General features: G+C 32.4%; 14 protein-coding genes. All 14 read left to right on the plus strand.

The window, feature by feature from the left end; translation table 11 throughout:
- Nucleotides 1–299: 299 nt before the first annotated feature.
- The 14 genes from KTC94_RS01655 to sigF all read left to right on the plus strand — a co-directional run bounded on the left by KTC94_RS01655 (nucleotide 300) and on the right by sigF (nucleotide 15109).
- Nucleotides 300–1754: a 4-hydroxyphenylacetate 3-hydroxylase family protein gene (locus KTC94_RS01655; RefSeq protein WP_216303703.1), complete on the plus strand. Its 1455-nt coding sequence runs from the start codon at nucleotides 300–302 to the stop codon at nucleotides 1752–1754.
- A 93-nt stretch (nucleotides 1755–1847) separates the two neighbouring features.
- Entirely contained in the window at nucleotides 1848–2135 is a 288-nt protein-coding gene (locus KTC94_RS01660) for a NifU family protein (RefSeq protein WP_216303702.1), read from the plus strand.
- Nucleotides 2135–2407 carry a hypothetical protein gene (locus KTC94_RS01665; RefSeq protein WP_216303701.1) on the plus strand — a complete coding sequence of 91 codons (273 nt, stop codon included), beginning with the start codon at nucleotides 2135–2137 and terminating at the stop codon, nucleotides 2405–2407. Before KTC94_RS01660 ends, KTC94_RS01665 begins: the two co-directional genes overlap by 1 nt.
- An 18-nt stretch (nucleotides 2408–2425) precedes the next feature.
- Complete coding sequence (locus KTC94_RS01670) at nucleotides 2426–3733, plus strand: acetyl-CoA hydrolase/transferase family protein (RefSeq protein WP_220319529.1); 1308 nt, start codon at nucleotides 2426–2428, stop codon at nucleotides 3731–3733.
- A 23-nt stretch (nucleotides 3734–3756) separates the two neighbouring features.
- Nucleotides 3757–4674, plus strand: a complete 918-nt coding sequence (locus tag KTC94_RS01675) for a DMT family transporter (protein ID WP_165413388.1) — start codon at nucleotides 3757–3759, stop codon at nucleotides 4672–4674.
- A gap of 80 nt (nucleotides 4675–4754) precedes the next feature.
- Nucleotides 4755–6233 (plus strand): acetyl-CoA hydrolase/transferase family protein, encoded by a 1479-nt coding sequence (locus KTC94_RS01680; protein ID WP_216303726.1) that lies wholly within the window; start codon nucleotides 4755–4757, stop codon nucleotides 6231–6233.
- A 100-nt stretch (nucleotides 6234–6333) separates the two neighbouring features.
- A complete protein-coding gene (locus KTC94_RS01685) occupies nucleotides 6334–7704 on the plus strand; it encodes an aldehyde dehydrogenase family protein (protein WP_216303699.1) in 1371 nt (456 codons plus the stop codon).
- Between the two features lie 76 nt (nucleotides 7705–7780).
- The gene (locus KTC94_RS01690; RefSeq protein ID WP_216303698.1) at nucleotides 7781–8899 is read left to right on the plus strand and encodes a 4-hydroxybutyrate dehydrogenase; all 1119 of its coding nucleotides are present in this window, start codon (nucleotides 7781–7783) and stop codon (nucleotides 8897–8899) included.
- A gap of 72 nt (nucleotides 8900–8971) precedes the next feature.
- On the plus strand, nucleotides 8972–9610 hold the full coding sequence (locus KTC94_RS01695) for a nitroreductase family protein (protein ID WP_220285843.1): 639 nt from the start codon (nucleotides 8972–8974) through the stop codon (nucleotides 9608–9610).
- A gap of 470 nt (nucleotides 9611–10080) precedes the next feature.
- The gene (locus KTC94_RS01700) at nucleotides 10081–11454 is read left to right on the plus strand and encodes a hypothetical protein (protein ID WP_216303696.1); all 1374 of its coding nucleotides are present in this window, start codon (nucleotides 10081–10083) and stop codon (nucleotides 11452–11454) included.
- Between the two features lie 563 nt (nucleotides 11455–12017).
- The gene (locus KTC94_RS01705) at nucleotides 12018–13319 is read left to right on the plus strand and encodes an acetyl-CoA hydrolase/transferase family protein (RefSeq protein ID WP_216303695.1); all 1302 of its coding nucleotides are present in this window, start codon (nucleotides 12018–12020) and stop codon (nucleotides 13317–13319) included.
- 249 nt (nucleotides 13320–13568) lie between these two features.
- Nucleotides 13569–13904, plus strand: coding sequence for an anti-sigma F factor antagonist (spoIIAA, locus tag KTC94_RS01710; RefSeq protein WP_165413394.1), 336 nt, complete (start codon nucleotides 13569–13571; stop codon nucleotides 13902–13904).
- A gap of 13 nt (nucleotides 13905–13917) precedes the next feature.
- Entirely contained in the window at nucleotides 13918–14346 is a 429-nt protein-coding gene (gene spoIIAB, locus KTC94_RS01715; RefSeq protein ID WP_165413395.1) for an anti-sigma F factor, read from the plus strand.
- 10 nt (nucleotides 14347–14356) lie between these two features.
- Nucleotides 14357–15109, plus strand: coding sequence for an RNA polymerase sporulation sigma factor SigF (sigF, locus tag KTC94_RS01720; RefSeq protein ID WP_165413396.1), 753 nt, complete (start codon nucleotides 14357–14359; stop codon nucleotides 15107–15109).
- Nucleotides 15110–15304 lie beyond the last annotated feature (195 nt).

The following is a 15304-nucleotide window of genomic DNA, read 5'->3' on the forward strand; positions in this document are numbered from 1 at the left end:
TACCTTCTAAATCTCATATAGTATGCACGAGTTTATAGAATTCTGTCGGTTGAGTTTCTAATATCTGTTGCCTTTATGCAACAGATATTAATAAAAAATAATATATTTGTGATTGTTTTCACAGATATATTATTTTTTTTATAAATATATCTGTTAAAACAATCACAATAATTCATTAAAATACATTAATATAATAGTATTTAAGAAAACATATCACATATTTGTAACTTTGGCACAGGTATTGCTACATATGTAAATGTAAAGTTACATAAAATACACATGTGAGGGGAATGGTTTTAATGGGATTAATGACTGGCGAACAATACGTAGAAAGTCTTAGAGAATTGAATTTAAAAGTTTATATGTTTGGAGAAAAAGTAGAAAATGTAGTAGATAACCCTATAATTAGGCCTTCAATGAATTCAGTTAAAATGACTTATGATTTGGCACAAATGCCTGAATATGAAGATTTATTGACATCTACTTCAATAATTACAGGTGAAAAAATTAACAGATTTGCTAATATACATCAAAGCACAGAGGATCTAGTTAAAAAAGTTAAAATGCAAAGATTATGTGGACAAAAAACCGCTTCATGCTTCCAAAGATGTGTTGGCATGGATGCATTTAACTCTGAATATAGTACTACTTATGAAATAGATAAAGCTTGTGGAACGGAGTATCATGAAAGATTTAAAAAGTTTTTAAAATATATTCACGAAAATGATTTAATAGTAGATGGAGCAATGACAGATCCAAAAGGAGATAGAGGTCTATCAATATCAAAACAAGAAGATCCAGATATGTATCTTAGGGTAGTTGAAAGAAGACCTGATGGTATTGTAGTCAGAGGGGCAAAGGCTCATCAAACTGGTATATGTAATTCTCACGAAGTTTTAGTTATGCCAACTATTGCTATGAGACCAGAGGATAAGGACTATGCAGTATCATTTTCAGTGCCAACAAACACAGAAGGCATTATTATGATTCTTGGACGTCAATCCTGCGATACAAGAAAAAGTGAAGAAGGCGCAGATATCGATGTTGGAAATTATAATTATGGTGGAGTAGAAGCTTTAACTATCTTTGATGATGTATTCGTACCAAATGAACGAATATTCTTAAATGGAGAAACAGAATTTGCAGGTATGCTTGTTGAAAGATTTGCAGGATACCATAGACAAAGTTATGGCGGATGTAAAGTTGGCGTAGGTGATGTGCTTATTGGCGCTACGGCACTTGCAGCAGATTATAATGGAACTAATAGAGTATCACATATTAAAGATAAATTAATAGAAATGACTCACCTAAATGAAACACTATACGCTTGTGGAATTGCATGTTCTGCAGAAGGTCATAAAACTGAATCAGGTAATTATATAATAGATTTGTTACTTGCTAATGTATGTAAGCAAAATGTTACAAGATTCCCATATGAAATAGTAAGACTTGCTGAAGATATCGCTGGAGGATTAATGGTAACTATGCCTGCAGATAAAGATTTTAAAGATCCAATAACCGGACCTTATCTTGAAAAATATTTAAAAGGTGTTGCATCTGTTTCAACTGAAAATAGAATGAGAATATTAAGATTAATAGAAAACTTAGCACTTGGAACCGCGGCAGTTGGTTACAGAACAGAATCAATGCATGGTGCAGGTTCACCACAGGCTCAAAGAATAATGATAGCAAGACAAAGCAATTTAGCCCATAAAAAGGCCTTAGCAAAAGTGATAGCTAGAATAAAAGAATAAATTATTTATAAAATACATTTTTCATAATATGAAAACCTTAAATATATAAGGGGTAACCCACCCCGCATATATTTAAAAGAATGGAGTGACGTAATGTTTGCTGAAATTGAAAAAATCCTTGAGATGAATGTCAGACCAAAGCTAAAAGATCACTATGGAAATATTGAACTTGTTAGCTTCGACGATGGAATAGTTGAGGTTAAGCTTTTGGGGCAATGTAAGGGATGTTTATCTGCAAAATTTACCATTGAAGATGTGGTTGAAGTTGCACTTAAAGAAGCAATTCCTAGCATTAAAAAGGTAATACTTAAAAATGAAGTAAGCGAAGAGTTATTAGAACAAGCTAGAAAATTTTTAAGTAAGGGTAATAGAGGGAATTAATGAAAATTGGTATTAAATATTGTGGAGGATGTAATCCAACTTATGATAGGCCAGGGGTAGTGTCAAAATTAAAGAAATATATTGGCAAAGCGCACAGTATTGAAACGGCAAAACACGGGATTATTTATGATGTGGTTGTTATTTTATGTGGATGTACCAGTGCTTGTGCGAGTCACCAAAATCTTGAAGCTAAATATGAAAAAGTATATATAACTTGTGAAAACGATAACAGAAAATTGCTTAATATTATAGACAAAATCAAAGTTTTGTAATTGGGGAGAGTGATAATTATGAACTTAGAAGAAATTTATAAATCAAAGGTTATTACGGCGGAGCAAGCAGCAGGGAAAATAAAGTCAGGAAATAGGATAGTTACAGGACATGCTTGCGGAGAGCCAACAGATGTTATAGCTGCAATGGTAGCTAATAGTAAGGCTTATGAAAATGTTGAAATCGTACATATGGTGGCAATGAGTAAAAGTGAATATGCAAAGCCAGGCATGGAAAAACACTTTAGACATAACTCGTTATTTGTAGGGGGAACTACAAGGGAGTCAGTAAGCTCAGGAAGAGCAGATTTTACACCATGTTTTTTTTCTAAGGTACCTGATCTATTTAAAAATGGTTATCTACCAATAGATGTGGCAATTGTTCAAGTTTCAGCACCAGATGAGCACGGTTGTTGTAGTTTCGGTGTATCTATTGATTATACAAAGACTGCAACGGAATGTGCAAAAATGGTAATTGCAGAAGTAAATAATAAAATGCCAAGAACTATGGGAGACTCTTTTATACATATTTCTGATATTGATTATATTGTAGAAGTAAGTCATCAAATAATAGAGCTTAATCCTCCTAAAATTGGAGATGTTGAGAAAGCTATTGGAGAGTATTGTGCTTCTTTAGTTGAGGATGGTTCCACACTTCAACTTGGAATAGGAGCTATTCCAGATGCAGTACTTTTATTTTTAAAAGACAAAAAAGACTTAGGCATACATTCGGAAATGATTTCAGACGGAGTAGTTGAACTTGTTGAAACAGGAGTTGTAACAAATCAGGCTAAGACAATTCATCCAGGGAAAATAGTAGTAACTTTCCTTATGGGAACCAAAAGACTTTATGACTTTGTTGATAATAATCCAATGGTTGAAATGTATTCTGTAGATTATGTAAATGATCCGGTTATAATTTCAAAAAATAATAAAATGGTTTGTATAAATTCTGCTATTCAAGTAGATCTTATGGGGCAGGTCAATGCAGAAACTATAGGTTTAACTCAGTTTAGTGGAACTGGTGGACAAGTTGATTTTATTAGAGGTGCAGCTATGGCAAAGGATGGAAAATCTATTATTGCCATGCCGTCTACAGCAAGCAAAGGAAAGATTTCCAGAATTAAACCAATGCTTGATGAAGGAGCAGCGGTTACAACTTTGAGAAACGAAGTGCAATACGTAGTTACTGAGTATGGTATTGCAGAGCTAAAAGGTAAAACATTAAGAGATAGAGCAAGGTCTCTCATAAATATTTCTCATCCAGACTTTAGACCTTCACTTATGCAAGAATGGGAAAAGAGATTTAAAGCCAAATTCCAAAATTAAATGCAAATTATAGGGGGAAACAAATGAGGAAAGGTTATGTGTATATTATTCTAACTGCTCTACTATACAGCACTCAGGAAATTGCAAATAAAATGCTAGTAAAAAATGGAATGGATTCATTTCAAATTACATTTCTAATATTCACAATCGGCGCAATACTATTAACTCCATTTGCAATAAAAGATATTAAAGCTAAGAAGTTAAAGCTTGGTATAAATGATGTTGGCTACTTTGCATTAAATGGTGCACTATGTATACCCATCTCAATGGCGCTGTTATCATTTGCAGGTAAATATACTCTAGCTTCAACTTCAGCGGTTATATTTAGTTCAAATGCGATATTTACAGTACCCTTTGCTTATTTAATTTTAAAAGAAAAGATTAATAAAGCAACATTAATATCTCTTTTGGTAGGTATTTTAGGTGTTATTATAATTTTCAATCCATCAAAAATGGTAGCAGGAATGAATGGTGAATCTTCTAATTTGTTAGGAATAACACTTGCATTAGGTGCAGCTATAGCCTGGTCGCTATTTACAGTAATTAGCAAAATTAGAATAAATCAATACGGTGGTTATGTATTTAACTGTATAGCATTCTATATTGGAGCATTCTTTGTATTAATAATACTTTTAGCTACAGGAAGACCTATATTCAAAGGAATTGATGGTAATGCAGGTTTAGTACTCGTGTACATGGGCCTATTTATAAAGGCACTTGGATATGTATTCTACCTTGGAGCAATAAGGTTAACATCAGCAGTTACAGCATCCTTAGTATTTTTAATAAAGCCTGCTTTAGCTACTATGCTTGCTGTAATGATACTTGGAGAGAAGCTTGAATTAAATATAGTTATAGGAATTGGATTTATTATTGTGAGCTCGTATATTGCATTTAAATCTAAGCGAGCTTCAGAGATTTCTCAAGTAGTTACTAACTAAATACTTAAGATAATCTTTTACAGTTAATATAAACTGGAGGTGTAATTTTGGAAAATGCAAGAATAAGAAGTCAAGAAGTTATGAAAAAAGTAGTTTCTGCGCAGGAAGCAGCGGGTCTAATAAAAGATGGAATGGTAGTTGGAGTAAGTGGGTTTACTCCATCAGGTTATCCTAAGGATGTTCCTTTAGCTCTTGCGCAAAGAGTTAAAAGTACTGGCGAAAAAATGAAACTCACATTGTATACAGGTGCGTCTGTTGGTGCAGAAATAGATGGAGCTTGGACTGAGGCGGGTATAATTTCAAAAAGAATGCCCTATCAAACTAACAGCAATTTAAGAAACTGCATTAATAAAGGGCTTACAGAGTATATTGATATGAATTTAAGCTGTATGCCTCAATTTGTAAATTATGGATTTTTACCTAAAGTTAATGTTGCAATTATAGAAGCTTTGGCAATTACGGAAGAAGGCAACATAATCCCTACAACAGCAGTGGGGAATGCTGCTACTTATGTGGAAAATGCAGATATGGTTATTATTGAAGTTAATGAAAATCAGCCATTGTCATTAGAAGGTATTGCAGATATTTATACGTTAGAAAATCCTCCCTTCAGGAAGCCAATTCCAATAACACATCCGGGAGATAGGATTGGAACAACTTATATACCTTGTAAACTTGAAAAAATTGCTGCAGTTGTGATGACAAATACATCTGATAAAACAAGAGCGTTAAAACCTATTGATGAAACTTCTAAAGCAATTTCAAAAAACTTAATAAATTTTCTTGAAAATGAAGTTAAAGAAGGAAGGCTCCCAGAAAATTTATTACCTTTGCAATCAGGAGTTGGGAATGTAGCGAATGCAGTGCTTGCAGGACTTTGTGAAACTAATTTGAAAAAGCTTACCTGCTATACAGAGGTAATACAGGATTCTATGCTTGATCTTATAAGATGTGGCAAAGCAGAAATGGTTTCAGCTACAGCATTAAGCCCTTCACCAACTGGAATGGAAGCTTTTAGACGTGACGTTGGCAGTTTAAAAGATAAAATTGTATTGAGGCCTCAGGAAATAAGTAATAATCCAGAAGTTATTCGAAGGCTTGGAGTTATTGCTATGAATACAGCTTTAGAGGTTGATATATATGGTAATGTTAATTCAACTCATGTTATGGGTACAAAGATGATGAATGGAATAGGTGGCTCTGGAGATTTTGCAGGAAATGCTTCTTTAACCATATTTACAACAGAATCTATAGCCAAGGGTGGAGATATATCTTCAATAGTTCCAATAGTTTCGCATGTAGATCATACAGAACACAATGTTATGGTAATTGTTACTGAACAAGGCACCGCAGATTTAAGAGGTAAGAGCCCAAAGGAAAGGGCAGTTGCGATTATTAATAATTGTGCTCATCCGGACTATAGGCCACAACTTTTGGAATACTTGGAGAAAGCAGAATGTTGTGCTGGAAAGCATACCCCTCATGTGTTATGCGATGCGCTATCCTGGCATGTAAGGTTTATGGAAACAGGTACAATGAAGATGAATAAAGAATTATAAAATGTATTTTCGTTAAATAATATGATAATCTAATAGTAAGTTAATATAAAAAAATATATAAATATATAAAACAATATAAAACAAATAGGAGGAAGATAAAATGGATAACAAGGCATATATAAATGAAATGATGATTAAGGCAAAGACAGCTCAAGCAGGTATTGCAAATTATAATCAAGAACAGGTGGATGATTTAGTTAGAGTTATTGGTAAGGTTATATTTGATAATGCTGAAATACTTGCAAAAGAAGCGGTAACTGAAACAAGAATGGGAGTTTATGAAGATAAGGTAGCTAAGAACATGGGTAAGTCAAAGACTATATGGAACAGTTTAAAAGGTAAAAAATCTGTAGATATCATTGGAGCAGAAGAAGGAAAAGAAGGAATAGTACTAGTTGCTAAGCCAAAGGGAGTTATAGCTTCTATTACACCAACTACAAATCCAATAGTTACACCTATGTGTAATGCCATGTTTGCATTAAAAGGAAGAAATGCAATTATTGTTGCTCCACACCCAAGATCTAAGGATTGCTCAGCACATGCTGTTAAACTAATGAATGATGAATTAAGGAAACTAGGAGCACCAGAAAATTTAATTCAAATAATATCAGAACCATCTGTTGAATTAACTGGAGAATTAATGGCAGCTGCTGATACAGTTGTAGCTACTGGCGGAATGGGAATGGTAAGGGCTGCTTACGCAAGCGGAAAACCAGCATTCGGAGTAGGAGCAGGAAATGTTCAAGTTATTATTGATAGAGATTATGATTTTGATAAAGCCGCTAAAGATATTATAGCAGGAAGAAAGTTTGATAATGGTATCATCTGTTCTGGAGAACAATCAATTATTGCTCCAGTTGAAAAACATTCTGAAATAATGAAGGCATTTGTTGATAATGGTGCATACTACATTGAAGATGAAGCAACAATTGATAAGTTTAGAAAGGTTATGTTCCCAGGTGGAAGTATAAATGGCAAACTTGTTGGTCAATCAGTTCAATTTATTGCTGATATGGCAGGAGTTATGGTTCCTGAAGATACTAAAGTAGTTATACTAAAAACTAAAGGAATAGGATCACTAGATGTACTTAACAAGGAAAAAATGTTCCCATTTATGATCACAATGACTTACAATACTTTTGAAGAAGCAGTAGAACTAGCTAAAACTAACCTTTTATATGAAGGCGCAGGTCATACTACAGCGGTTCATTCAAATGATAATGATCATATTGAATATGCAGGAAAAGAATTACCTATAAGTAGATTAGTTGTTAATCAAACATCATCAACAGGAGCGGGTGGAAGTTTCAATAATGGATTCAATCCATCTACAACTCTTGGCTGTGGATCTTGGGGAAATAATTCAATATCTGAAAACTTTACGTATTACCACTTAATAAATATATCAAGAATAGGATATTTCAATAAGGATGCTAAGGTTCCAACTATAGAGGAAATTTGGTCAAAATAATATAGAGTTATTAGGTTTCAATTTATGTTGAAACCTAATTTCCTAAATTAAATTAAATTAAATAGGAGGTAAAATAATGAAATTATTTTCAATTAAGTCACAAATTCATAAGTTTGATACAGCAAAGGATTTTGCTGAAACCTTTAATATCGGTGAAGGAGATTTTGTATTATCAAATGAATTTATATATAATCCTTTTTTCGGAAGCCTAAATCTTAACGCTGAAGTAGTTTTCCTAGAAAAATATGGAGTTGGAGAACCTTCAGATGAAATAATTGATGCAGTTCTCGCTACTATTAAGGGGAAAACTTTTAAAAGGATTTTTGCTGTTGGTGGCGGTAGTGTTATTGACATAGCAAAGCTTCTTGTAATAAAAGGTGATAATACAGCATTAGATTTATTTGAGAAAAAAGTTCCACTTATAAAGGATAAAGAGCTTATAATAGTTCCTACAACTGCTGGAACGGGTTCAGAAGTTACAAATTTATCTATAGCTGAAATTAAAGCTAAACATACAAAAATGGGCCTTGCTACAGATGAATTATTAGCTGATCATGCAGTACTTATTCCAGAACTAGTTAAAGGACTACCATACAGATTTTTTGTTGCTAGTTCAATTGATGCGTTGATTCATGCTATTGAGTCCTATGTATCTCCAAAATCTAATCCATACACAGAATTATTTAGTGTTAAAGCAATGGAATTGATTTTAAAAGGATACGTTCAAATAATTGAAAAAGGTGAAGAATACAGAAAAGAAATAATTGAAGATTTTGTAATAGGTAGTAACTATGCTGGTATTGCTTTTGGAAACACAGGAGTTGGTGCTGTTCATGCACTTTCTTATCCACTTGGTGGAACTTACCACGTTCCTCATGGAGAAGCAAACTACCAGATGTTTGTTGAAGTATTTAGAACTTATAATAAGAAAAATCCAAATGGTAAAATTAAAGATATTAAAAAAATACTTGCAGATATTTTAAATGTAAATGGTGAAGATGATGTATTTGCAGCACTTGCCAGCATACTTGATAAATTATTAACTAGAAAACCTTTGAAAGACTACGGTATGAAGGTAGAAGATATTGAAGGCTTTGCGGATAGCGTTATTGTAGGTCAGGCAAGACTTTTAGCTAATAATTATGTGCCTTTAAGCAGAGATGAAATTAGAGACGTTTATAAGAATTTGTATTAAAATATAAGGAGAGAGGGTTAAACCTCTCTCTTTATAGTATATGATATACAATATAAAATTAGGAGGTATTCCATGTCGAATTTAGATTTTATTTATAAAAGACACAGTATACGAAAATTTAAGGACGAAGTTATTCCTATGATTGATTTAGAGGAGATTATTAAAGCGGCTATTCACGCTCCATCGGGTAAAAATGTTCAGAATTGGCACTTTGTAATAATTAGAAATAAAGAAAAGATAAATGAAATTGTAAAAGTCGTGGAAGATAAAAATTCAGAAATAGCATCTAAAATTGTAGATGAAAATATTAAGGCAATTTTCACTAAATCTTTAAAATACCATATTGCATTTAGGAATGCTCCTTGCTTAATTCTAGTATATGCTGGAAATTATAAACCAACAGGATTTGAAGAATTTAAGGCCATTAATGAAAGCGCAGATGATATACAAGAACTTTTTAATACTGCACCAGGAATACAGGGAGCATCGGCCGCAATGGAAAACTTATTACTTGCAGCAGCGAGTCTTGGCTATGGCACATGCTGGATGACAGGTCCAAATTATGCTGCAAAAGAAATTGGAGATGTGCTTAATTTTAAAAAAGAAGAATATTCATTAATGGCATTAACCCCTATTGGATTACCATTAGAAGAGGAAAATAAAAGCCCTCGTAGAAAGCCTGTGGATGAAGTTATTACAGTTATACTCTAAAAAATTCTTATTGATGATACCAAAGATTTTTACTAAAAATTAATGAATAGAAGCAGGGTGATTTTGTATTTAATTATCTTGATTCTATTTATTTTCATGTTCTTGGGTCGCGCTTTTTTAGATGAAATGCTGAATTTCTTTTAGGTATACAAGTTAAGATACTTAGTATATACTAAATAATAAGATATATGTATTATACAGGGATTTATAAATTTTTTTGCTAATATTTGTGAAAATAATCACAATAATTCATTGAAATACTAAGAAAAATGCATTCAGACATATTAAAATGACAGTGGTTTTGGTAACGATTTCTTACTAAGTGAAAGCTATATTAAATTAGATAATATATAGTCAAAACAAAAAAAATATAATTTAGGATAGTAATAGGTATGAACTTAGAAGATATTTACAAATCAAAGGTCATTACGGCAGAACAAGTGGTAGGAAATAAAATCGGAGGTTAATTTATGTCTATTAAAAAAGAGTTTGTGAAAGAACAACCATATATACCTGCAGGTCCTTTTAAGATAAGAATACCTGGAATTCACTATAAGTTTCAAATGGCAGATTATATTCAAGGATTACTGATGTGTGCGGTTTGTCTTGGAGCTATTCCAATGCTCCAGGAATTTTTAGGAATGCCTTTTGAAGTAGCAATGGCAGTTGTTGTGTTAAATGGTATATTTTATTGTGCACATGTATTTTTAGGGGATCCAGTTGTGCCTGGGTGGGTTACACCAGCCATTCCACTTCTCATTCTTTATGTAAGTGATTATGCCATAGGACCTGAAAGAATACAAGCATTAATTGCATTTGAAATGAGTCTAGGAGCTTTAGCATTATTATTAGGTGCTACAGGACTTGGTAAGAAGATAGTTCACATTGTTCCTAATGCTATGCAGTCCGGCATTATAATTGGAGCTGGTATTGCAGCTGTAAATATTATATTTGTAAAAGGTGCTCGTTTTGATCAATTTCCAATTTCTATTGTTGTTTGTGTAGGGTTAGGTTTCTACCTTTTATTTTCAAATCATTTTAAAAGTATTAGCAATAAAAATAAAATTTTAAAAGCAATATCTAATTTAGGCATACTACCAATTATAGCACTTGCGATAATATTTGCGCCTTTAGTTGGGGAAACAGCTTGGCCTAAGGTAGAATGGGGTATAACAAAACCAGCTTTTGGAGTTTTATGGACACAATGGACCCTTTTTTCTAAAGATATAGGGTTTCCTCCAGTCAAAATGTTTATAAATGCTCTACCGATGGTTATTTCTGCATATATAGTTTTATTTGGTGATATGATACAATCTCAAGCGTTAATAGGAGACTGTAAGAAGGAGCGACCAGATGAACTTATAGATTATAATCCGAACAGATCTCACATAATATTTGGTCTTCGTAACATGCTAATGTCTGTAATAGGACCAGATCTTACAATGTGTGGACCACTATGGGCAGCAATGCAAGTTGTTATTTGTGAAAGATATAAACATGGCAAGGAGTCTATGGAGTCGATATTTGGTGGAGCGGGTTCCTTCAGATTCGGTACGCTTACTGGATATTTACTCTTACCAATAGTTTCCCTATGCAAACCTATCTTAGGAATTGCACTAGCATCTACAATGCTAATACAGGGGTATGTTTCTATAAGGGTAGGAGTTTTGAAGGCGCGTACAGCAAATGATCTAGGTATTGCAGGTGTTATGGCTGCTGTAGTTGCAACAAGAGGGGCAGCTTGGGGATTAGCAGCAGGCATTGTACTTTGTATAATCATTCAATCAGGAAATAAACCAAAATTTGATGTTATGCTGTTTGAAAATGAAGAATTGGAGGCATAAGCAAGAGAAAGACTTTTGAATAAAAGGAATAGAAGCGAGGTGATTTTACATTTTATTATACTGCTTCTATTTATTTTATGTTTTAGTGCCTTTTTTATTTTGTTAAGTTTTGTACAAAATAAAAAAGGCTAATAAGAGTTATGAAGTTTCAAACTGATGTATTTTAATAAATACATGGGAAATATGGTTATAGATATAATTAAAGAACCTTATTTAGGTATACAAGTTAAGAGAATTAGTGTATACTAAAAGAATAATAAGTGGAAAGATAAGCCAATTAGAATTGGTGTGAAAATGAACAAGTTTAAAAAATGCAGGAAGAACAATAAATATTAGTATATATATTATGCAGGAGTTTATAAATTTCTGTAAATTCGCTTTCTAATATTTGTGAAATAAATCACAATAATCCATTGAAATACTAACAAAAATGTGCTAATACAAATTTTAAGAAATATTATAACCTTATTTATAACAACGTTTCCTTAAAAACTGAAACTATGATATTAAAATATTTAATATATAGTCAAAACAAAAATTTATAATTTAGGAGAGTGATTGGTATGAACTTAGAAGAAATCTATAAATCAAAGGTGATTACGGCGCAGCAAGCGGCAGGGAAAATAAAGTCCGGAAATAGGGTAGTTACAGGACATGCTTGTGGAGAGCCAACAGAGATTATAGCTGCAATGGTAGCTAATTGTAAGGCTTATGAAAATGTTGAAATTGCACACATGGTTCCTATGGGAAAAGCTGAGTATACTAATACTGGAATGGAAAAACATTTTAAGCACAATGCTTTATTTGCAGGTGCTCCTACAAGAGAAGCCATTAGAGATGGAAGAGCAGATTTTACACCTTGTTTTTTTTCTAAGATACCTGAGCTATTTAAGAAGGGCTATCTGCCAATAGATGTGGCAATTGTTCAAGTTTCAGCACCAGATGAACACGGTTATTGTAGTTTCGGTGTATCTGTTGATTATACAAAGACAGCAACGGAATGTGCAAAAATGGTAATTGCAGAAGTAAATAATAAAATGCCAAGAACTATGGGAGACTCTTTTATACATATTTCTGATATTGATTATATTGTAGAAGTAAGTCATCAAATAATAGAGCTTAATCCTCCTAAAATTGGAGATATTGAGAAAGCTATTGGAGAGTATTGTGCTTCTTTAGTTGAGGATGGTTCCACACTTCAACTTGGAATAGGAGCTATTCCAGATGCAGTACTTTTGTTTTTAAAGGATAAAAAGGACTTAGGTATACATTCGGAAATGATTTCAGACGGAGTAGTTGAACTTGTTGAAACAGGAGTTATAACAAATAAAGCTAAGACACTTCATCCAGGGAAAATAGTAGTAACTTTCCTCATGGGAACTAAAAGACTTTATGACTTTGTTGATAATAATCCAATGGTTGAAATGTATTCTGTAGATTATGTAAATGATCCGGCTATAATTGCAAAAAACAGTAAAATGGTCTGTATAAATTCTGCTATTCAAGTAGATTTTATGGGACAGGTAAATGCAGAAACTATTGGATTAACTCAGTTTAGTGGGACAGGTGGACAGGTTGACTTTATTAGAGGTGCAAGTATGGCAAAGGACGGTAAATCTATCATTGCAATGCCTTCTACAGCAAGCAAAGGAAAGATTTCAAGAATTACGCCTTTGCTTGATGAAGGAGCAGCGGTTACAACTTTGAGAAACGAAATACAATACGTAATTACTGAATATGGTATTGCGGAGCTAAAAGGTAAAACATTAAGAGATAGAGCAAGGTCGCTCATAAATATTGCTCATCCAGACTTTAGACCTTCACTTATTGAGGAATGGGAAAAAAGATTTAACTGTAAGTTTTAGTAAAATATATAATAAACACTAAAGATATAGTAAAAAGAAGCAGTGACTTTGTATTTAGTCATCCTGCTTCTTTTTATTTTCATATTTTACTGTAGTATCTAATAAAAATGGGTATAACATAAAAAAATGAAAAAATATTACATAAAAAAAGAAGGAAAATCATGTAAGTTATAGAATATAGAATAAAGGTACATTATTTAGGCAATACTGAAAAAATATTTTAATTTAAAATGATTTGGGGGGAAGAAAATGCATTTAAATTTTGAAAATAGCGAGGACAAATTGATAGTTTACATGTTTGGAGAACTAGACCATCATAGTGCTGAAGAAGTAAGGAACATTATAGATGATCGTTTAGAACGAGATAGCTACAATAAATTAATTATGGATTTCAAAGATGTGACGTTCATGGACAGCTCCGGTATTGGTGTGGTCATTGGAAGATACAAAAAGTTACATATGAAAAATGGGAAAGTATGCGTAACTAACATTAAATCTTCAGTAAAAAGAGTATTTGAATTGTCAGGAATGTTTAAGATTATTATGTCATATGATGACGTTGAACAAGCTGTAAACAACATTTAGTGGGGGGATTAGTATGTGTTACAATAGAATTAAAATTGAATTTTTAAGTAAATCGCAGAATGAAAGTTTTGCAAGAGTAGCAGTAGCAGCATTCGCTTCACAATTAGATCCTACAATTGAAGAAATTACCGACGTTAAAACAGCAGTATCAGAAGCAGTTACTAATGCAATTATTCATGGATATGATAATGAAGAGGAAATGATTAATATAGAAGCTATTATTAATGGAACTGAACTAACAGTGATAATAGAAGATGTAGGAAAAGGAATTGACAATTTAGAACTCGCTAGGCAACCATTATATACTTCCCGCCCAGATTTAGAGAGGTCAGGTATGGGTTTTACTGTAATGGAGACTTTTATGGACAGTTTAGAAGTAAAGTCTGATAAAGGTAGGGGAACAAGTATAATAATGAAAAAAATATTTAATCCTTTAAGTTAGGTGGAATATTATGGATCAAAAAATAGTAAGAAAAGAAAACTATACTTATGAAGATAATATGCAACTTATTCAATTGGCTAGAAATAAAGAACCGGGTGCATTAGATACGTTGGTGGAAATGAATTTACCATTAGTTTCATCAATAAGTAAAAAATTTCTTAATAGGGGATATGAGTATGATGATATATTTCAAATTGGATGTATTGGCTTAGTAAAGGCAATTAATAATTTTGATACTAAGTATAATGTGAAATTTTCTACATATGCCGTACCTATGATAATGGGAGAGATTAAAAGATTTCTTAGAGATGATGGAATTATAAAAGTAAGTAGAAGCGTTAAGATTACTGCAAGACAATTACATTATGATAAAGATACTCTAACCAAAGAATTGGGGAGGGAGCCTACTATTGATGAACTGTCGGTTTTTTCAAAAATTGAAAAAGAGGATATAGTATATGCATTAGAGTCTGCTAGCAATATGCTGTATTTATTTGATACAATACACCAAGATGATGGTGCCCCAGTACTATTAATAGATAAATTAAGTGAAAAATACGAAGAAGATAATCAGGTTTTAGATAAAATTTCCCTTAAAGAAGCACTTAGAAAACTTGATGCAAAATCAAGGCAAATAATTATGCTCAGATATTTTAAAGATAATACACAAATTCAAGTTGCAAAAATGATGGGGATTAGCCAGGTACAAGTATCGAGAATAGAAAAAAAAGTTTTGAAAATAATGAGGGAAAAGTTGATCTAATAAAAGTGAGTGTATAAGATGAGATATAAATAAGGAACTTCAATTTTAAATTTTGAAGTTCCTTATCTATAAATTCGTCTTATTTTTTTTGACTAAAAATAATATTAATGCAAATACTAACATAAAGAATTAGCATATTATATTTGCATAATACAATATAATAAATGATTAGTAGTGACTATTAAAAGCGACAAG

Origin of the sequence: Clostridium sp. CM028 (genome assembly GCF_030585565.1) — a bacterium.
GTDB lineage: Bacteria > Bacillota > Clostridia > Clostridiales > Clostridiaceae > Clostridium_AD > Clostridium_AD estertheticum_B.

Excerpts from the sequence above, each read along its gene's own strand:
- KTC94_RS01655 (WP_216303703.1), top strand. The coding sequence starts at position 300 with ATGGGATTAATGACTGGCGAACAATACGTAGAAAGTCTTAGAGAATTG.
- KTC94_RS01660 (WP_216303702.1), top strand. The coding sequence starts at position 1,848 with ATGTTTGCTGAAATTGAAAAAATCCTTGAGATGAATGTCAGACCAAAG.
- KTC94_RS01665 (WP_216303701.1), top strand. The coding sequence starts at position 2,135 with ATGAAAATTGGTATTAAATATTGTGGAGGATGTAATCCAACTTATGAT.
- KTC94_RS01670 (WP_220319529.1), top strand. The coding sequence starts at position 2,426 with ATGAACTTAGAAGAAATTTATAAATCAAAGGTTATTACGGCGGAGCAA.
- KTC94_RS01675 (WP_165413388.1), top strand. The coding sequence starts at position 3,757 with ATGAGGAAAGGTTATGTGTATATTATTCTAACTGCTCTACTATACAGC.
- KTC94_RS01680 (WP_216303726.1), top strand. The coding sequence starts at position 4,755 with ATGAAAAAAGTAGTTTCTGCGCAGGAAGCAGCGGGTCTAATAAAAGAT.
- KTC94_RS01685 (WP_216303699.1), top strand. The coding sequence starts at position 6,334 with ATGGATAACAAGGCATATATAAATGAAATGATGATTAAGGCAAAGACA.
- KTC94_RS01690 (WP_216303698.1), top strand. The coding sequence starts at position 7,781 with ATGAAATTATTTTCAATTAAGTCACAAATTCATAAGTTTGATACAGCA.
- KTC94_RS01695 (WP_220285843.1), top strand. The coding sequence starts at position 8,972 with ATGTCGAATTTAGATTTTATTTATAAAAGACACAGTATACGAAAATTT.
- KTC94_RS01700 (WP_216303696.1), top strand. The coding sequence starts at position 10,081 with ATGTCTATTAAAAAAGAGTTTGTGAAAGAACAACCATATATACCTGCA.
- KTC94_RS01705 (WP_216303695.1), top strand. The coding sequence starts at position 12,018 with ATGAACTTAGAAGAAATCTATAAATCAAAGGTGATTACGGCGCAGCAA.
- spoIIAA (WP_165413394.1), top strand. The coding sequence starts at position 13,569 with ATGCATTTAAATTTTGAAAATAGCGAGGACAAATTGATAGTTTACATG.
- spoIIAB (WP_165413395.1), top strand. The coding sequence starts at position 13,918 with ATGTGTTACAATAGAATTAAAATTGAATTTTTAAGTAAATCGCAGAAT.
- sigF (WP_165413396.1), top strand. The coding sequence starts at position 14,357 with ATGGATCAAAAAATAGTAAGAAAAGAAAACTATACTTATGAAGATAAT.